The sequence below is a fragment of the Croceibacterium salegens genome (assembly GCF_009827435.1).
Taxonomy (GTDB): domain Bacteria; phylum Pseudomonadota; class Alphaproteobacteria; order Sphingomonadales; family Sphingomonadaceae; genus Croceibacterium_B; species Croceibacterium_B salegens.
Genome location: NZ_WTYM01000063.1, coordinates 41,520 through 59,713, shown reverse-complemented (window position 1 = coordinate 59,713; position 18,194 = coordinate 41,520). Strand labels below are relative to the sequence as shown.

At 66.7% G+C, this 18,194-nt stretch carries 19 protein-coding genes; 6 read left to right on the top strand and 13 right to left on the bottom strand.

Going from position 1 to position 18,194, the window contains the following annotated elements; translation table 11 throughout:
* Window positions 1–155: 155 nt before the first annotated feature.
* Entirely contained in the window at window positions 156–581 is a 426-nt protein-coding gene (locus GRI89_RS17735; RefSeq protein ID WP_159798428.1) for a hypothetical protein, read from the top strand.
* A 41-nt stretch (window positions 582–622) separates the two neighbouring features.
* Here the strand turns inward: GRI89_RS17735 and GRI89_RS17730 are convergent, their stop codons facing one another.
* Both GRI89_RS17730 and GRI89_RS17725 read right to left on the bottom strand, forming a co-directional pair.
* On the bottom strand, window positions 623–1,528 hold the full coding sequence (locus GRI89_RS17730) for a DUF4349 domain-containing protein (protein WP_159798426.1): 906 nt from the start codon (window positions 1,526–1,528) through the stop codon (window positions 623–625).
* 136 nt (window positions 1,529–1,664) lie between these two features.
* A complete protein-coding gene (locus GRI89_RS17725) occupies window positions 1,665–2,654 on the bottom strand; it encodes a DUF4349 domain-containing protein (RefSeq protein WP_159798424.1) in 990 nt (329 codons plus the stop codon).
* A 172-nt stretch (window positions 2,655–2,826) separates the two neighbouring features.
* On the opposite strand from GRI89_RS17725, the gene parC reads away from it, so the two are divergent.
* Window positions 2,827–5,127, top strand: coding sequence for a DNA topoisomerase IV subunit A (parC, locus tag GRI89_RS17720; RefSeq protein WP_159798421.1), 2,301 nt, complete (start codon window positions 2,827–2,829; stop codon window positions 5,125–5,127).
* Window positions 5,128–5,140: 13 nt separating this feature from the next.
* Here the strand turns inward: parC and GRI89_RS17715 are convergent, their stop codons facing one another.
* Window positions 5,141–5,608 (bottom strand): hypothetical protein, encoded by a 468-nt coding sequence (locus tag GRI89_RS17715; protein ID WP_235913559.1) that lies wholly within the window; start codon window positions 5,606–5,608, stop codon window positions 5,141–5,143.
* A gap of 158 nt (window positions 5,609–5,766) precedes the next feature.
* On the opposite strand from GRI89_RS17715, the gene GRI89_RS17710 reads away from it, so the two are divergent.
* On the top strand, window positions 5,767–6,672 hold the full coding sequence (locus tag GRI89_RS17710; protein ID WP_159798417.1) for a hypothetical protein: 906 nt from the start codon (window positions 5,767–5,769) through the stop codon (window positions 6,670–6,672).
* A gap of 120 nt (window positions 6,673–6,792) precedes the next feature.
* Window positions 6,793–7,260 carry a hypothetical protein gene (locus GRI89_RS17705; RefSeq protein ID WP_159798415.1) on the top strand — a complete coding sequence of 156 codons (468 nt, stop codon included), beginning with the start codon at window positions 6,793–6,795 and terminating at the stop codon, window positions 7,258–7,260.
* 76 nt (window positions 7,261–7,336) lie between these two features.
* Here the strand turns inward: GRI89_RS17705 and GRI89_RS17700 are convergent, their stop codons facing one another.
* The 6 genes from GRI89_RS17700 to GRI89_RS17675 all read right to left on the bottom strand — a co-directional run bounded on the left by GRI89_RS17700 (window position 7,337) and on the right by GRI89_RS17675 (window position 12,270).
* On the bottom strand, window positions 7,337–7,837 hold the full coding sequence (locus GRI89_RS17700) for a hypothetical protein (protein ID WP_159798413.1): 501 nt from the start codon (window positions 7,835–7,837) through the stop codon (window positions 7,337–7,339).
* 239 nt (window positions 7,838–8,076) lie between these two features.
* Window positions 8,077–9,255, bottom strand: a complete 1,179-nt coding sequence (locus tag GRI89_RS17695) for a CCA tRNA nucleotidyltransferase (RefSeq protein ID WP_159798411.1) — start codon at window positions 9,253–9,255, stop codon at window positions 8,077–8,079.
* Window positions 9,248–9,850: a CoA pyrophosphatase gene (locus GRI89_RS17690; protein ID WP_159798409.1), complete on the bottom strand. Its 603-nt coding sequence runs from the start codon at window positions 9,848–9,850 to the stop codon at window positions 9,248–9,250. Before GRI89_RS17690 ends, GRI89_RS17695 begins: the two co-directional genes overlap by 8 nt.
* On the bottom strand, window positions 9,847–10,395 hold the full coding sequence (locus GRI89_RS17685; RefSeq protein ID WP_159798407.1) for a DUF1285 domain-containing protein: 549 nt from the start codon (window positions 10,393–10,395) through the stop codon (window positions 9,847–9,849). The genes GRI89_RS17690 and GRI89_RS17685 overlap by 4 nt, the downstream gene beginning before the upstream one ends.
* A 170-nt stretch (window positions 10,396–10,565) precedes the next feature.
* A complete protein-coding gene (locus tag GRI89_RS17680; protein ID WP_159798405.1) occupies window positions 10,566–11,081 on the bottom strand; it encodes a GNAT family N-acetyltransferase in 516 nt (171 codons plus the stop codon).
* A 43-nt stretch (window positions 11,082–11,124) separates the two neighbouring features.
* Entirely contained in the window at window positions 11,125–12,270 is a 1,146-nt protein-coding gene (locus tag GRI89_RS17675; protein WP_159798403.1) for a PQQ-dependent sugar dehydrogenase, read from the bottom strand.
* On the opposite strand from GRI89_RS17675, the gene GRI89_RS17670 reads away from it, so the two are divergent.
* Window positions 12,269–12,907: a ribonuclease HII gene (locus tag GRI89_RS17670; protein WP_159798439.1), complete on the top strand. Its 639-nt coding sequence runs from the start codon at window positions 12,269–12,271 to the stop codon at window positions 12,905–12,907. The genes GRI89_RS17675 and GRI89_RS17670 overlap by 2 nt on opposite strands.
* On the opposite strand, the gene GRI89_RS17665 is transcribed toward GRI89_RS17670, so the two are convergent.
* From GRI89_RS17665 to GRI89_RS17655, 3 genes are all read right to left on the bottom strand, one after another.
* On the bottom strand, window positions 12,904–13,599 hold the full coding sequence (locus tag GRI89_RS17665; protein ID WP_159798401.1) for a sulfotransferase family protein: 696 nt from the start codon (window positions 13,597–13,599) through the stop codon (window positions 12,904–12,906). The genes GRI89_RS17670 and GRI89_RS17665 overlap by 4 nt on opposite strands.
* A gap of 87 nt (window positions 13,600–13,686) precedes the next feature.
* A complete protein-coding gene (locus GRI89_RS17660; RefSeq protein WP_159798399.1) occupies window positions 13,687–14,385 on the bottom strand; it encodes a porin family protein in 699 nt (232 codons plus the stop codon).
* A gap of 129 nt (window positions 14,386–14,514) precedes the next feature.
* Complete coding sequence (locus GRI89_RS17655) at window positions 14,515–15,228, bottom strand: sulfotransferase family protein (RefSeq protein ID WP_159798397.1); 714 nt, start codon at window positions 15,226–15,228, stop codon at window positions 14,515–14,517.
* A 137-nt stretch (window positions 15,229–15,365) separates the two neighbouring features.
* On the opposite strand from GRI89_RS17655, the gene GRI89_RS17650 reads away from it, so the two are divergent.
* Window positions 15,366–16,796, top strand: a complete 1,431-nt coding sequence (locus tag GRI89_RS17650; protein WP_159798395.1) for a carboxylesterase/lipase family protein — start codon at window positions 15,366–15,368, stop codon at window positions 16,794–16,796.
* Here the strand turns inward: GRI89_RS17650 and GRI89_RS17645 are convergent.
* Window positions 16,793–17,794, bottom strand: a complete 1,002-nt coding sequence (locus GRI89_RS17645) for a threonine aldolase family protein (RefSeq protein WP_159798393.1) — start codon at window positions 17,792–17,794, stop codon at window positions 16,793–16,795. The genes GRI89_RS17650 and GRI89_RS17645 overlap by 4 nt on opposite strands.
* Between the last annotated feature and the right edge of the window lie 400 nt (window positions 17,795–18,194).

Below are 18,194 nucleotides of genomic sequence, written 5' to 3'. Positions count from 1 at the left end.
GTTCCTCTCCATATTGGTGGGAGACAAAATTCACCGTTGGCTGTCCGCTTTCCACCCAGTTCGTGACCTGAACGGCGAGCTGGCAGAGCGCCAAGAACGGACCAGCCGCTAACGACCCCAATTGCGGACGTTTGAGGCGCATGCAAAAAAGCCCCATGGACGAGTTGATACAGCGGCTTGAACAAAACCTTCTCGGCAGGTGCGTGATGATCGAGCGCCGGGAGGGGGACTGGGCTGGCAACATTGATGGCGGCGGGGTTGTTTCACTTGGGGTTCCATGGCGAATTGTTGCCCAAGGGCGGATTGCATTCGCGGATGAGGATGACGGTCAGAAGTTCGGCTTGCCTTCTCCGGTGGACGGAGAGGTTGAAGCTAACCGGCTGCTGGCCGGGAAACCCATAATCGGCATCACAATTGACGACGAAACCGGTGACCTCACCGTTATGTTCGAAGGCAATCTAAGACTAGATGCATTCAATAACTCGGCAGGATACGAGGGGTGGCAGATAGACCTACCTCCTGACCTTGGAGGAATGTGGGTAATCGCTCTTGGTGGGGGCGAGATAAGCGTGTTCGTCTAACGTCCGCTTTCCACCCATTTGCGGACGTCCAGCTATCATGCTCAGGCAGTTTCACCCTCCAGTCCCCGCCAGCGACCAAGGTAGCCGCGCAGGCACCTGACGCCCAACGCACCGAGCACCAGCGGGACGCCGAGCGCGGCCAGCACGATCAGCACGGCGACGAGCATGCCGAAGATGCCGCCGAGCGAGCCGACCGCGCCGCGGATCGGTTCGAGGAAGGCGCCCGCCGCGGGAGCTGACGACTGGTAGGAAATCTCCACCCGGCTGAACGCCACCCGGCCGCGCATCTCTTCGAGCCAGCTACGCGCCTGGTCGATCTCCTCGTTGACCCGCGCCACGCTGCGTTCGGCCTCGACCAGTTCGGACACCTTGCCGTTGCGGGTCCTGAGTACCTCGAGCAGCCGGTCGCGCAGCACGGTGCGGACGCGCAGCCGGGCCTCGGTGTCGACGATGTTCTTCGACAGGTCCTCGCCGTCGATGGTCGAGGAAACCTGCTCGCCGCCGGCATCCTTGACCGAGGCGGCGAGCTTCTCGCCGAACCCGCGCGCCTTGTCGGAGGCGACAGCCAGGGTCAGCGAGCCCGAGGCATAGTCGCCTTCGTCGCCCGATTGGCGCAGCGACAGGATGCGGCAGGTGTACGGTCCCTGCGCCTCGCACAGGTCGGCGTGCTTCTGCTGCAGCGCGGCGATGCCGTCGCCCGGCAGGCGGAAGCCGTAATTGAAGACATAGGCCATTTGCGGGATCGAGACGGGGATCTCCGCTTGGGCCGAGGGTAATTCCGAACCGCTGGCTACCTGCGTGGCTGGGGCACTATCGGCCTCGTATGCGGCGTCGGCGGCGGCGCTTTCCTCGGCGGACTCATAGCTCACAGCGCTTTCGTCGCCCGCCTCGCTGCACGCCGCCAGCGCCAAGGTACCAGCGCAGGCCAAAAGGAATGCCTTCTTCATCGCACGCTCCTTTACCCGAATTGGGGCGTCGAGCACGATTGCTGCCCCAATGTCGCCGCAATGGTGCCTCATTTTGGCCATAATTCAAGAGGGACTGAAAACAATTCGCCAACCGGCAAGTTTTTCGGTCGAGATCCTAGCCAGCGGCGTCGACTTGCCCGTTCCCTTCGGCGAAGCTTGCAGGTCGCTTCCGGCGGAGCGGCCACAGGCGCAAGCCGCTCCTGCGCCATGCCCAGACCAGTGCGGCGAGGAGCAGCAGCCAGGGCAACAGGGCAGTCACGAACAGCAGGAGTGTTGCAATCGTCCGCCCGAGCGTCGTGCCCATGGATCCGAACGCCCAGCGGATCGGTTCCCAGAAGCCTCCGCCACTGGGCGAGGCCGAACTGTAATCGACGGTGATCTTGCTGAAGGCGACACGTCCCTTCATCTCGGCGAGCCAGCTTTGTGCCTGGTCGATTTCTTCGTTCACGTCCGTCACGCCGCGCTCTGCCTTGATCAGGTCGGCGACGCTTCCCTTGCGACTGCGGAGCACTTCCATCAGCCGATCGCGCAGCAGCGTGCGGGCGCGAAGCCGCGCTTCCGTATCGACGATATCCTTGGAGAGGTCTTCTCCGCTCACCGATGACGAGAAGAGCTCACCTCCCGCGGATTCGGCGGATCTGGAAAGCGCTTTGCCGAACTCCTGCACAAGGTCGGCGCGGACTTCCATGCGCAACTCACCCCGGGCGTAGTCTCCGGTCGCACCGAAGTGCTCCATGGATATCAGGCGGCAAACTTGCGCCCCTCGCTTTGTGCAGAGGTCCGAATGCTGCTGTTCGACCGCGACGAGCTTCTCGGGATCGACCCGAAACCCGTAATCGTAGCGGTAGGCGATCTGCGGCATTCCCGCCGGCATCGGCGGGCGGACATCGGGATCGGGCTCATCCACCATATATTCCGCGCTCGCGACCCTTTCTTCTGGCGGGGCGGGCAGGTCCGGTAAGATCGAAGAAGTTTCCAGCGCCTCCCTGAAGCCGAATTGGGCCTGAGGTGCGGACCGGTCTGCGGTGGCGGCCTTGTATGCCGATCCTCCGCAACCGGTAATGGCAAGTGCAGCGGCGGCGACGCACATGTTTCTCGACGTCATGCTTCTCTCCCCGAAAGCTAACGTCGCTTCAATAGGATGATATAGTATAACATGTCAACGATGCGGCGAAGCAGCGCCAGTTGCGCCAAGTTGGCCACGCAGGCAGCAGCGAGTGTGGATTGCCGCAGGAATCCGATTACGCCGGCCCGCAGCCGCTGCTACGGCCAAGCCCATGGTTGCCACTATCGACGACGAGAAAGACCCTTTCGACGCCATCGTCGACGCCCCGTTCGACAGCGCCTTGTCGGAGCGGTACCTCGTCTATGCGCTCTCGACGATCACCGCCCGTTCGCTGCCCGACCTGCGCGACGGGCTGAAGCCGGTCCACCGCCGCATCCTGTGGGGCATGCGCGGGTTGCGCCTGTCGTCCGACAGCGCGTTCAAGAAGTCGAGCCGCGTGGTCGGCGACGTGATGGGCAAGTACCACCCGCACGGCAACCTCGCGCTCTACGACGCCATGGTGCGCCTCGCGCAGCCCTTCACGCTGCGCTATCCGCTGGTCGAGGGGCAGGGCAATTTCGGCAACATCGACGGCGATAACGCCGCCGCCGAACGCTACACCGAATGCCGCCTGACGAAGACCGCGATGCAGCTGATGGACGGGCTCGACGAAGGCACCGTCGACTTCGTCCCGACCTACAACAACGAGGAGGAAGAGCCCTCGCTCTTCCCCGGGCTGTTCCCGAACCTGCTGGCCAACGGGGCGAGCGGCATCGCGGTGGGCATGGCGACCAGCATCCCCAGCCACAACGTCGCCGAAGTGATCGACGCGACGCTCGAACTGATCGACAACCCGCATGTCGAGCACAGCCGCCTGATGGAGCTCATGCAGGGGCCGGACTTCGCCACCGGCGGCCTGATCGTCGACAGCGCCGAGGCGATCAGCAACGCCTATGAAACGGGGCGCGGCAGCTTCCGCGTGCGCGGGCGGTTCTTCGCCGCCGAGGCCAAGGACGAGGCCGACCGCGAAGCGGGGATCGAGCGGCTCGGCGGCGGGCAGTACCAACTCGTCATCTCGGAGATCCCGTACCAGGTGCCCAAGGGCAAGCTGATCGAGCAGATCGCCCAGGCGATCGCCGACCGGAAGGTGCCGATCCTCGAAGACGTTCGCGACGAGAGCGACGAGCAGGTGCGCATCGTGCTCGTGCCAAAGAGCCGCAACGTCGACCCCGAGCTGCTCAAGGAATCGCTCTACAAGCTGACCGACCTCGAAACGCGCTTCGGGCTCAACCTCAACGTGCTCGACGCCACGCGCACACCCATGGTCATGGGGCTTAAGGAACTGCTCGAAAACTGGTTGCTGCACCAGATCGACATCCTGCAGCGCTGCAGCCGCCACCGGCTGGCGAAGATCGCCGACCGTCTCGAACTGGTCGAAGGCTACATCATCGCCTTCCTCAACCTCGACCGGGTGATCGAGATCATCCGTACCGAGGACGAGCCCAAGCCGGTGATGATGGCCGAATTCGGCCTGACCGACCGGCAGGCCGAGGCGATCCTCAACATGCGGCTGCGCAGCCTGCGCAAGCTCGAGGAAATGCAGCTGCGGCAGGAGAAGGACGAGCTGCTGGCAGAGCGCGCCGAATTGGAGGCTCTGCTCGACAGCCCGGCGCGCCAGCGCACGCGGCTCAAGCGCGACCTCAATGCGCTGCGCAAGGACTACGACGAGGATACCGCGCTCGGCGCGCGCCGCACGCGGATCGCCGAGGCGGCCACGACGGTCGAGTTCAGCATGGACGCAATGATCGAGAAGGAACCGGTCACCGTGGTCCTCTCGCAGAAGGGCTGGATCCGCGCCGCCAGGGGCCACGTCGACATGGGCGCGGACGGCTGCGGCGACTTCAAGTACAAGGAAGGCGACGGACCGGCCTTCGCGGTCCACTGCCAGACCACGGACAAGCTCCTGATCGCCGCCGACGACGGGCGATTCTTCACCGTCGGGGCGGACAAGCTGCCCGGCGCGCGCGGCTTTGGCGAACCTATCCGCAACACGCTCGACATCGACGCCGAGGCGCAGGTGGTCAGCCTGATCGTGCACAAGCCGGAACTGCAGCTCCTGCTCGCGGCGACGACCGGCAAGGGCTTCGCGGCGGTGACCGACGAGCTGCTCGCCGAAACCCGCAAGGGCCGGCAGGTGGTCAACCTCAAGGACAAGGCCAAGCTCGTCGTCGCCCGCCCGATCGACGCGGCACACGACCACGTCGCGGTGGTCGGCGACAACCGCAAGCTGGTGGTCTTCAATCTCGAGGAAATGCCCGTGATGGCGCGCGGGCAGGGCGTGACCCTGCAGCGCTACCGCGACGGCGGCCTGAGCGACGCGACGACCTTCAGGCTCGAAGACGGCCTGTCATGGACGATGGGCGGCGAAACCGGCCGGACCCGCACCGAGAGCGAGATCCACCTGTGGAAGGTCGCGCGCGGAGCCGCGGGCCGCCTGCCGCCGACGGGTTTCCCCAAGGACAACCGGTTCTGAAGCTGCCCTGCGCCTAGTCGCTCTTGCACAACATGAGCGGAGACGAGCGAACCAGCTCGGCTTCGAACGGCGTGAAGCTTTCGCCCGGACCGAGGTTCTCCTCGAACATGAGCTGGCCGGGCACCTCTTCAGCATTGACGTACATCAGGACGTGCCCCGGTTCGTCAGCGCTGATCGGGAAGGGGAACAGCACGAACGCGATGCCCTCGTAGTCGGGACCGAAAAACGTCGTCGCATATTCGAACGCGGCTTCGTGCCGGTCGACCCCGCCAACGTGAAAGGTGAGCCCTGACCGGTAGAGGCTGACCATGGCGCCGCGCGAGCAGTCGCCATTCGGAGCATATTCGCCATAAGTGGACGCGAACTGCTCGGCGCTGAGGTCGGTCAGGGTCACGGCCGAAACGCTGCTGGAGAGCAGTCCCGCCGACGCCGCTGCGACAATGCCGATAAGCGCCTTCCGGCGTCCTCTGAGTCCAGCCATGTCTTCATCCAGCCTGTGATCTCCGCCCGGTGAGTATGCGCCGATTTCGAACATGGGCAATTGGCCACCATGGCTTCGCCCAGAATCGCAATGATTGCCGTTCCCGGGCCCGGCAGATTTCGATTGCAGGACCGGCGGAACCGGATGATATCGCGGTGATGGGCGAAGCTCCGGCTTTTTCAGTCCTGTTTCGCATCGCCCTCCTCGCGCTGGGCATCAGCAAGGCGCGTGCGGCTTCGCTGCTGCAGGTCGACAAGTCGCTGGTCGGCCGCTGGGCCGCGGGCACGGTCAAGCCGACCGAGCACAACCTCGCCCGCATCACCGAACTCGTCGCCGAGCGGGTGCCGGGCTTTTCGATGCACGACTGGCAGCGCGACATCGACACGTTCTCGGACCTCGTCGGCGTCGATCCGGCGCTCGCCCACCGTTCGGTCGAGCCGCCCACGGCGGTGGGTGGCGGCATCCTCAACTGCGTGGTCGAGGCGCGGATCGAGACCGAGCGGCGCGGCGCGGCCTACGAGGGGTTCTGGCGCACGGTCAGGCCCTCGCTGGTCATGCCCGACCGGGTGTTCCACGACTACGGCATGATCCGGAAGGGCGGCTTCGGGCTGCTCGAAGTGACGATGGGCGGGGCGGGACTCACCTTCAAGGGCTGGGCGCTGCCGCTCGAAGGCAATCTGTTCGCCATGCTCGATGCGATGGTCGGGTTCACCCCGCTGTTCCTGATCTTCAAGGGGGTCTCGCTGCCCAAGGTGACGCGGCTCGACGGGCTCGTCCTGCACGCCGCGCTCGACGCCGCGAGAACTCCGACGGCGATGCCGATCCTGCTCGAACGCGTGGGGGACCTGACCGGCGACCCGCGCGAAGACGAACGCATCTGCTCGGAAATGGGCCTCAACGATCCCTTCGAGGACGAAGCCGATATCAGCGAGGAAGTGCGCAGCCACCTGTTCCGCGACACCGGGCCCACTGCGGCAGCGGCCGGGGGCGACTTGTTCCTGACGGTCTCGGCCGTCAGCCGCCTGCTGCGCGGCATGACCCCGCCGGGCCAGCTCGAGGGCTGAACCGACCTCAGGATTCCAGGTGCGCAACCGTTGCGTGTGCCGCTGCAACTGATCGAGTCATCCCTCGCAGCCTAGCTCCCGAACCACCGCACATGCGGTGGCCCAACCGGGAGACTGACAATGCACAAGCAAACACTGATCGCTTTCGCCCTGACCAGCGTGCTGGTCTCCGGCTGTTCCACCACGCCGCGCGCTTTCACGCCGCAACTCGCCGCGGCGCCTGCCGACGGCGCGACTTACGAACAGGTCCTGGCCGATTGCCGCATCGCCGCCGCTCCGCTCGGCGGCAAGCGCTATGCCACCAAGGTCGCGGCAGGGGCGGGAACGGCTGCGGTCGGCAGTGCGACGGCCGGTGGTGCAGCTTGGGGCGCGTCGGCCGCGGTCGGCGCGGCGGCGGTCGTGGCCGTCCCGGTCGTCGGCCTCGTCTGGGGCATCTCGCGCATCGAGCGTGGCAAGAAGGAGTCGCGTATCAAGAAGGCGGAAGCCGAGTGCCTGTCACAACAGGGTTACGAGGTCGCAGGATGGGAGCGCGTCAAGGGCAAGCCCGGCAAGCAGGTTGCCGAGGTCGAGACGGTGCCCGAACTCTAGGGCCGTGAGCCAAAGGAAAAGGGGCGCCCGGATCGCTCCGGACGCCCCCTCGTTCCTCGGGTTGGGCCGGGCTGGCTTAGCCGCCGGCAGCTTCGACCGCGCGCTGGATGTCGGCCAGGTTGGCGAGCGCCATCAGCGCGCCGTCCTGGTTCACGGCGAACATTTCCGAGGGCAGGGTGACGATGAAATCGTCCTCGCCCTTGATGACCACATTGGTGCCGTCGATCTGGTCGACCGTGCCGAGCGCCTTGGCGTCGGCGGTGACGACCGGGGCCCCGACCACCAGCGCGGCCTGCACCTTTGCAGCGGCTTCGGCGGCAGCCTTGTCCATCATCGCATCGAGTTCGCCCTTAGAGATGTTGACCGAGTAGACTCCGTCGTTGTTGGCGAAACTCGCGGCGGCCAGCGGCACTTTGTGCTTGCCGGTGTCGATCACCACGTTGGTGCCGTCGTTCGAAACGACGGTACCGACGGCGGCTTCGTCATTCCCCATCACGGTCGCGCCCACGTCCTGCGCGCTGGCAACGGCGGGGAAGGTGATCAGGGCGGCGGCAAAAATGGTCTTGGTCAGGTTCAATGTATTTCCCCCTCTAGGGTTGTCTAAAACGGCCTGTCGCACGCGACATCGCGCGCAGGCGGCCGATGAATATGGGTGCGGTGGGGAGCAGCGACCCGCCGGGCCTAAGCGCTCTCACCGGACAAGGCCGATGACCGCAAGGTGCCCGCGGGGCGGACTGCCGTACCTTTCCGGCTGGAGACCGGGTTGGCAAGTCCTTTTCTAACTAAAGTTAGGTGAAGCCCGGATGAAGCGGGCGTTCAGTTTGCCTTACGACCGGCGAGTTCCGCGTCGAGCAGGGCCTTGACTCGCTCCCGCGCGGGGAAGCCCTCGGCGATCCAGCGTTCCTCGACCGCTTGCAGCACGCGGGCGACTTCCGGCCCGGCGGCAATCCCGCGCGCGACGATCTCGCCGCCCTTCAGCGGCAGTTCGGGAATGTCCCAGCCGCTCAGCGGGGAGGGGTCTTCTCCGGCGAGCAACAGCCGGTCGATCGCCGCCTCGCGGCCGAGGCGATAGGCCAGCACGTGCGGGTCGCCCGGCGCGCCGTTGCGCCGCGCGGCGATGGTGAGGCGCTTCTTGTTGGCGGTCGAGAGCCGCAGGCGCGACGCGACCTGGCTCGCGGCCTTCTCGTCCGCCGGCAGCAGCGCGGCGAGGCGGCGCAGCGGCGAGGGCGGCAGCCCGGCCTCGTGCTCGGCGCCGACCAGGGCGACGAACGCGGCGATCCCCTCGTCCGCAACTTCGGGCAGCACCACGCCGAGCACGCCGGTGTCGTACATCCGCCGCACCGTCGCCACCGGGTCGGCGATTTCGAGCAGGTTCTGCAGTTCCCAGCCGACGCGCTCGCGGCTCAGGCCCTTGAGCATCGGGGCAAGCTCGATGCAGGCCGCCTCGGCCTCGGGGTCGAGATCGGCGCCGAAGCGGGCCTGGAAGCGGTAATAGCGCAGCACCCGCAGGTGGTCCTCGCGGATGCGCTCGCGGGCATCGCCGATGAAGCGTACGCGGCCCGTTTGCAGGTCGGCCATTCCGCCGAAGTAGTCGAACACCTCGCCGGTCACCGGGTCGGCATAAAGCGCGTTAATGGTGAAATCGCGCCGCGCGGCGTCGTCCTTCCACTCGCTGGCGAACTTCACCGTTGCGCGGCGTCCGTCGGTCGAGACGTCGTGGCGCAGCGTGGTGATCTCGACCGGTCCGCCGTCGAGGATCGCGGTTATCGTGCCGTGGTCGATGCCGGTCGGCACCGAGCGGATCTTCGCCGCATCGAGCCGGGTGACAACCTCTGCCGGTTCGAGCGGAGTCGCCGCGTCGATGTCTTTCACCGCATGGCCCAGCAGCGTGTCGCGCACCGCGCCGCCGACCCAGCGCATGGTGCCAGGTCCCAGCGCCGCGACCAGCGCCGCGAGGTCCTCGCGCGCCATCCAGTCGGCCTTGAGCTCAGCCATCGACGAGGTCCTGCCAGGCGAGGCGGTGCGAAAGGTTGGTCAGAATGCCCGCGGTGATCCCCCAGATCCGGTGCCCTTGCCAGTCGATCTCGGTGTAGGGCCGTTCGTGCCCGCGGAACATCCCCAGCTTGCGCACGTGGTTGGCCTGGTCGAGCACGAAGCGCAGCGGCGCCTCAAACCAGTCGGCCACCTCGCGCGGGTCGGGCGCCAGCGGCAGATCGGGCGGGACCATGCCGAGCACCGGGGTGAGCGAAAAGCCCGATCCGGTGACGAAGCTGTCGGCCTCTCCGATCACCCGCACCTTCTGCGGCGGGATCGCCAGTTCCTCGTGCGCCTCGCGCAGGGCGGCGGCGATGGCGTCCTCGCCAAGCTCGAGCTTGCCGCCGGGGAAGGCGACCTGTCCCGGGTGGCTCGGCATGGTGTCGGGGCGGTGGGTCAGGAGGACGCCGGGTTCGGGGCGGTCGGTAACCGCGATCAGGACTGCGGCCGGGCGCAGCTCGGGCGGGGCGAAGGCGCTGTCGTCGCGCAACCCGATCGGGCCGACATGGCTGCTTTCGTGGAACAGGCGCGAGAGGCGCTCAAACAGGAGGCTCATGCAGGCACCAATGGGAAGGTCGCGCCCTGGCTCGTCACGCTGAGGTTGCCGCCCGAGGCCAGCGCGATGTCGACAAGCTGGAGGTAGGTCGAGCGGTTGAGCCGCGCCTCGCACCCGCGCCGCACCGCGAGGTAGAGCGCCGGGACATCGGGATCGCCCTCGGCGCGCAAGGGGTTGTCCGGCCCGGCGACGATCATGTCGTCGGTGTTGAGCCGGAAGGCGAGCGCACCGCCCTCGGCCTTCACATCGACTGCCACGAACGCCGCGTCCTCGACCTCGATCGACTGCTTGCATTCGGGCGTGACCAGCCAGTGCTGACCGTCCTTGTCGCGCATGAGCAGCGTGGAGAAGGCCCGCACCATCGCCGGTCGGCCGATCGGGCGGCCTTCGTGGAACCAGGTCCCGTCGGCGGCGATGCGCATGTGGCTGTCGGCGGTCTCGGGCGGATCCCACTTCTCGACCGGCGGCAGCCTGCGCGCCGCGACCGCCTCGGCGATCTCGATCAGCGATAGCGCGGCAAGGTCTGGCGGCGGTTCGTAGGGCATCGAGGCGGGGATGGCAGATGGGACAAGGCAGGTAAATCCTCCCCGGCACGGGGAGGGGGACCGCACGCAGTGCGGTGGAGGGGATTGGCCACAGGCACGGCCGTTCTGGGTCGAGAGTCCCCACCGTCAGCCGCTTCGCGCCTGCCACCTCCCCGTCCCGGGGAGGAACTTCAGGCGCGCCAGGGCCCGAGCATGCCCTCTTGGGGAAGGATCGCCGGTTCGGCCCCGCGCACCAGCAGCCGCGCCGGGTCCCACGGGCCGGGGCAGTGCCAGCCGCGCGGCGCTTCGACGAAGCCGAACTTGGCGTAGTAGGGCTCATCGCCGATCAGCACTTGCGGCAGCGGCGCCTCGGGGTCGAGCGCGCTGGACTGCGCGGCCATCAGCATCCGTCCGTAGCCGGTGTCGTGCAGCTCGGGCAGCACCGCGACCGGGCCGACCATGATCATCGGGTGGGCGCGGCCCTGCGGGTCGGTCAGCGCGACCGGCCAGGCCTGGATCGTGCCCGCCAGCATCCCGTCCTCGTCGAGCGCGGCGAAACTAAGCGCCGGGAGCCAGTCGGTCCCCTCGCGGATCGTGTAGGCCGTGCGCCCGTGGCGGTCGGTGCCGAAGGCGCGGTCGAGCACCTGCTCGATCATCGCCGGTTCGACCGCTTCGAGCGGGATCAGGGTGCGAGTCGTAACGGACATGAGGGGCGCGCCGATAAGGGCCGGGACCCCTGCTGGCAATCCGCTACTTTGCCGGGGTCAGGTGCAGCAGTCGCCCGCCTTCGCCGTCCTCGATGACGTAGAGCGAGCCGTCGGGAGCTTCGGCGATGTCGCGCAGGCGCTTGCCGAAGTCGGTGCGCTGCAGTTCCGTCCCCTTGCCGCCTTCGAAGCCGACGCGGACGAGGCTCTGCGTGCCGAGGTTGGCGATCAGCGCCTGGTTGCGCCACTCGGGCCACAGCTTGCCCGAATAGAACAGGAAGTCGCCGGGCGCGATCACCGGCGTCCACCAGATCGCGGGCTTGGAGAAGCCGTCGTCGGCGGTGTGATCGGGAATGTCGTCGCCGTTGTAGTCGCTGCCGTTCGAGCGAACGGGCCAGCCGTAATTCGCGCCCGGCTCGACCATGTTGATCTCGTCCCCGCCTCGCGGGCCGTGTTCAAGGTCCCACAGCTGCCCGTCGAGGTCGAACTTCAGGCCGAGCAGGTTGCGATGGCCATAGGACCAGATCTGCCGGCTCACCCCGCCGCGCTCGGCAAACGGGTTGCCATCGGCCGGGGTGCCGTCGTGGTTGAGGCGCAGCACCTTGCCGAGGTTGGTGCCGAGATCCTGTGCCGGCGCGCCCTGCATCCGCTCGCCGCTCGAGAGGAACAGGTACTTGCCGTCGGGCGAGAAAGCGATCTTGTGGCTGAAATGCCCCGGGCTGCGGATCGCCGGGTCCTGCCGCCAGATTTCGGTCAGTCCTTCGATGCGGCAAGCATCGGCCGTATCGCAGACCAGCGTGCCCTTGCCCATCATGGCGGCGAGCTTGTCGTCGCCCGCATCGCCGGCCCAGGTGAGGTAGATCGTGCGCCGGCCCAGCGTCGAGGCAGCCTCGGAGGGGAGGAACGCGACGTCGCCGAGCCCGCCCTGTCCGCCGTAAGCCACCTTGGGCAAGCCGGTCACCGTCCCGACCTTGCCGCTCGGCAGGTCGACGAATTTCATCGTCCCGCCCTTCTCGGTGATGAAGACCACCTGGGTGCCCGGCGCAAAGGCCAGCGCCCACGGCTCGTCGAAGCTGCCCGCCGGTTCGATCGCGAAGGTTCCGGCGGCGCTATCCCCACTCGCGGCCATGGCGCAGCTTGCGAGGACGAGGGCGGGAAGCGATAGGATCGAAGTCGGGAATTTCATGGTCATGCTCTCCGGAACGCCTTCAGACGATTTCTGCACCCAGTTCGGCGACGCGCTGATCGCCGGGGTCGACGAAGCAGGGCGCGGGCCGCTGGCCGGGCCGGTTGTTGCAGCGGCAGTCGTCCTGTGCAAGCCGCGCCCGTCCGGTCTCGACGATTCCAAGAAGCTGAGCGCCCCGCGCCGGGCCGAGCTGGAGGCGGTGATCCGCCGCCGCTGCGCCTTCGGCATCGCCGTGGCCGACGTGGAGGACATCGACCGCCTCAACATCTTCGGCGCGACGATGCTGGCGATGTCGCTGGCGATGCAGCGCCTGTGCGAAGCCCTCGGCGCGGAATGCCACCAGGCGCTGATCGACGGCAACCTCACCCCGAACGGGCGCACGCCGGAATGGCGCTGGCCGGCCCGCGCCATCGTCGGCGGCGACGGCATCGAACCCGCAATCGGCGCGGCGAGCATCCTCGCCAAGGAATATCGCGACCGGATCATGAAAGATGCGGCGCGCAAACATCCGCATTACGGCTGGGAACGGAACAAGGGCTACGGTTCGAAGGAGCACATTGAAGCGCTTCATCGGCACGGCCCGAGCCCGCTTCACCGCCGCAGCTTCGCGCCCGTGGCGCAGATGGACCTGTTCGCCAGCTAGCCTCCGAACGCCTTGGCCTTGAGCTGGTCGATGTAGGCGCGGGCGAACTTTTCCATGGTTTCGGGATCGGGCGGCAGGCCACCCTGCTCGTCGTTGGCGGCGCCGAGCTCGTCGCGGCTGTTGACGCGCGGGAAGGGCACGGACGGAACCTCCACGCCGAGGAAGGTGGCTAGCGGCTCCCAGCCTTCCTTGGGGTGGAACACCAGCAGGCGCTCGGCCGGCAGCGCGGCGATGATCTCCTCGTTCCGCTTCTCATACCAGTCGGTCATGAAAGCGCGGTCGGTGATCCTGTCGCCGAACACGCCCATCACGTTGAGCATCATCAGCTCCTCGCCGGGAGAGCCCTTGAGTGATGCCTGCATGCGCGGGGCGAAGATCGTTTCGCTGACCGATTCGAACCAGGAATCGGCGCTGCGGGTCGTCAGCACCACCTTGGCTTCGGGATAGTATTCGGACAGCGCGCGCCAGTGGCTGCAGGCCGGGTAGTCGCTGGTCGAGCGGAAGTTCGCGAGGATGGTGTCCCAGTCGGGGTTGCCCTTGCCGGCGGCGATCCACAGCGGGACCTGGTTACGGGCATCGGCGAAGACTTCCGACATATGGTGGCACGGGCCGAAGCCAAGGTGTTCGAGCGCGAACTTCAGCGAAAACGTGGCGGTGCGGCCGAGCCCCGCGCCGATGACTTCGAGTGCCATGCGATTCTCTCCCATGCAGCGCGACCGCGCGGGGTGTGCGGGAATGACGCAAGGTGGGCAAGGGCGGAATCGGGCCCCTCGACCCGCTCAGAACTCGTGCTGGTAGGCGATGCCGATCTTCTGCTTCGAACCGAAACTGTTGTCGACATGGCTGACGGTGAGCCTGGCGGTGTCCCTTTTCGTCAGGTGGTAGGAAGCTCCCACGGCGAGCGAGTATCCCGAGTAATCGTTGGTGCCCTTGGTCACATTGCCTCCGCCGGTAAGGGTGATCCTGTCGGTCAGCGGGCGCATCATGGACAGGCCGACGTAGGCGCTGTTGCTGTTGATCGAGACGGGGACGCCGTCCGCGCTGTCCTCGTAGTCGGTGTCGGTCTGCGTCTGCTTGCCGCTGGTGTAGGTGTAGCCGAAGGGAACGAAGACCTGCAGCTTGCCGGTCTTCAGGCCGAATTGACTCAGCGGCATGAACCCGCCGAGCGAGTAGCGGGTTTGCGTAATCCCTGAATCGAACTCGGTGCGGCCCGCGGCGAAGGTCAGGATGGCCACCGGCAGCAGGTACGATGCACCCGCCGACCATGCCCCGGACTGCGAAATGCGGGCGTTGAACTTGAGCTTGGGGCCGACGGCGACGGAGCCCGAGACGGACAGTTCGTCCGCATAGGAAACGCCGACCTTCGTGGCGATCTTGGTCGGATCCTCGGCGGCCTTGTCGCTTTGTGCGCTGGCGGGGGCGGCAAGCACGAGGCAGAACGTCGTCAGGGAGACGGCCAGGGAGGTGGCGAAGTGCATGCCGCGCTTTCTTTCGCTTCGCGCCCCGGGAACCAGTCCCGAGGCGCGTCGCTCCCATCGCCTGCGAAGCTATCGGACCCGCGAGACAGGGTCAAACGGTGAGCGCCGGTCTGGGCGCTCTTCACGCTGCTATGCGCTGGCGGGAAAGGCCTTCGCCTTCAGCTCGGCAAGATACTCCTGCACCATCTGTTCCATGAACTCGGGCGGCGGCGGTCCCTTGGTCTGGTCGATCTGCCCGGTTCGCTCGGTCATTTCCTCGCGGCTGTTGACGCGCGGGTAGGGTTCGGGCGGAACGGACACGCCGAGGAAGTCGCACAGCGGTTCCCACCCATCACCCGCCTTGTAGACTAACAGTCGTTCGGCGGGGACCTCGTCGATCACCGCCTGGTTCCACTTGTTGAAGTATTCGACCATCGGTTCGCGCTTGCCGAGCCGTTCTTCGAGTTCGTCGTCGAACACCGTCAGGCGGAAGAATTCGGCCATCATCGGGTTGCTCTCGAAGCGCGCGCGGTGCTGCGGCGACATCACCGTCTCCGTGACGGACTCGAACCACCGCTCAGGATCGCGGGTGGTGAGGATGATCTTGGCCTCTGGGTACTGTGCCGCCAGCTCGCGCCAGAACATGCAGCCCGGGTAATCGGTCGAGGAGAGGTAGCCCTCGAAGATCGTGTCCCACTGCGGGTTGCCCTTGGCGCTCTCGACCCACAGCGGCAGGTGCGCGCGCATCTGCCCGATCATCTCGCTCATGTGGTAGCACTTGTCGAAGCCGATGTGCTCGAGCGCAAGCTTGAGCGACAAGGTGCCCGTGCGGCCAAGACCGGCACCGATAACCTGAAGGGCCATGCGCTCTCTCCTGAAACGCCAGCGAAGTGCCGGGTGTGTGTCATTCATCCCCCCGTACAGGCAAGCGCGAATTGCGGTCGGCCTTGACGTCTGTGGTACGAAAGCCATGCTCGCCGCGATCGAGAGGAGAATACCCCATGCCCGCAAGACGATGGCTGGCCGTTGCCGCCACATTGGCCCTGGCGGCCTGCAATGCCTCGCAGTCCCCGACGGAGGTCGCCACCACCGAGGGCATTGTCGCCGGGTCGCTGGAGGGCGGCGTGCTGAGCTGGAAGGGCATCCCCTTCGCGGCCCCGCCGGTCGGCGACCTGCGCTGGCGCGCCCCGCAACCTGCCAAGAGCTGGGACGGCATACGCCAGGCGACCGAATACGGCTCCGACTGCATGCAGCTGCCGTTCCCCAGCGACGCTGCGCCGCTCGGCACCCCGCCCGCCGAGGACTGCCTCTATGCCAACGTCTGGAAGCCCGAGGGGGCGACCGGCAAGCTGCCGGTTATCTTCTGGATCTACGGCGGCGGCTTCGTGAACGGCGGGTCTTCGCCGCCGACCTACACGGGTGCCAACCTGGCGAAGCAGGGCGTGATGGTGGTCAGCGCCAATTACCGCGTCGGCCGCTTCGGCACCTTCGCGCACCCGCAACTGACCGCCGCCGACCCTGACGGCGGGCTGCTCGGCAACTATGGCTACCTCGACCAGATCGCCGCGCTGAAGTGGGTCAAGGACAACATCGCCGTCTTTGGGGGCGACCCGGACAACGTGACCATCGTCGGCGAATCCGCCGGCGGGATGTCGGTGCATTTCCTTGTGACTTCGCCACTGGCCAAGGGCCTGTTCGCCAAGGCGGTGGTCATGTCGGGCGGCGACGGGCAGGGGATGGGCGGCAACAACCTCGCCGGTGCCGAAAAGATCGGCGTCGACTTCGCCAAGGCCAAGGGCATTGCCGAAGACGATCCCGACGCGCTTGGGAAGCTGCGCGCGCTCAGCGCCGACGATGTGACCGACGGGCTCAACCTTGCCGCATTGTTCGCACCGCTTGGTGCGCCGCGGACCTTCGCCAGCCCGTTTGCCGACGGCAAGATCGCGGTCGATGTCGCCAAGGCCTACGCCGACGGCAAATTCGATCATGTGCCGATGATGATCGGCGCGACGAGCGACGATATCGGCGGCAAGACCGGCTCGATGATCGGCGGTGCGCGCAGCCTGTCAGCGGCAATCTCCCGGCAGGGCGTGCCGGTCTACGAGTACCGCTTCTCCTACGTCGCCGAGACGCTCGACCCCGGCAACGGCGCGCAGCACGCCAGCGACATCCCATTCTTCTTCGATACCCAGGCGATCAAGTACGGAGATGCGACGACCGCGCGCGACAACGCGATGGGCAAGGCGATCAGCACCTACCTCGTCAACTTCGCGAAGAGCGGCGATCCCAACGGCGGCGAGCTGCCGACATGGCCTGCCTATTCGACCGCCGGCGACGAGATCATGGACTTCGCGACGGACGGCACCGCCAAGGCGGTCAAGGACCCGCTGGGCGCGGAAATCGACGCGGCGCAAGCTGGTGCCGGCGGCTAGGCCGGGGCCAGCAGCATTTCCTCGACGTCGCCCTCGAGAGTCAGGTGGAACATGCTGGACTGCGGCGGGTCGGGCAGGACACGGGCGCGGTCGTGGCTGGTGAACAGCGCAGCGACCTCGCGGGCCCGCTCGACCAGTCGCGGCATCCGTTCGAGGCAGGCGGCGAGGTTGATGCGGGCGGAGACCACATTGGCCATCGCTGTGTAGAGCGTGCCGCCCTGGCGGCGCTGCCACACGGCCGCTTCGTCGATGACATCGCGCGGCCCGAGCAGCATTGCCCCCGGCAGCGCGCCGACGTCCTTGTAGAACGAGACATACATCGTATCGAACAGCGCGGCGACTTCGGCGAGAGAGCGGCCGTAGGCGGGCGCCGCCTGCCACACGCGTGCGCCGTCGCAGTGCAGGCGGATGTCCTTTTCGCGGCATAGCGTACTGAGTTCGACCAGATCGTCCCACGAAGGCAGTTGGCCGCCGATCTCGCGCGCCGGGAGTTCGACCAGCAGGCTGGCGAGGTTGCTCTCTTCCGCCGCACCGCCGGGACCAATCAGTGCCTCGACGTCGGCGGCGAGGGTAGGGCGGCCCGGGTCGCCGAGAATGTGCGCGGTCAGGCCGTGCAAATCCCGGTATCCGTGCTGCTCGTGCAGTTCGAGGTGCGAGGTGGCCTGGAACGCGGTCACCGGGATTCCGGCGCGATCGCTCCAAATGCGCAGCGCGATGGGCTGGGCCATGGAGCCCGAGGGCATGAACCGCGCCGCCTCCATGCCGAACAGCGCGGCGACCTCGGCCTCGAAATCCTCGACCAGCGGTCCCGTGCCGTAGACGTCGGGTTGCTGGCCCGGCCGAAGGTCGTCTCCCTCGCCCCGGTCGCCGTGCTCGCGCAGCCATGCGGCCACCGCCTCGAACGCCACAGCGGGATGTGTCGCAACGTTTCCTGCGAGGTAGAGGCTGGTCAGCCGCAAGCGCAGGCGTTCGGCCTCGAGGGCATCGGTGTCGCTCATCGCCGGTTCCATGCGGTTCCCGGGCGGCGCCCGCAAGCCTCGCCGCTCAAATCCGCATCTCTCCCATTCAAGGTAAAGGCAATTGACCCCGGGCGCACGGCAGGCCTACAGGCTCGATCGCCATCGGCGGCGATGCCAGCGACGCTAACACACAGGGTTGGCCCAGGCGACACAGTTGCTTCGTGATCTTCCCCGTCGCCATGTGATTGCTAATTCCTATTTCAGCAATCACGATAGCATGGGTAACTGTGAAAAAAAAAGGGAACAAAGGGAAAATAGACCCAACCAAATCTGAGCGTAGACGCGAGCTCGCCAAGACGACGGCCTTCTAATTTGGGAGCAGAGGGTCGCAGGTTCGAATCCTGTCTCCCCGACCAGTCTCGATTGGACAAAACCGTCC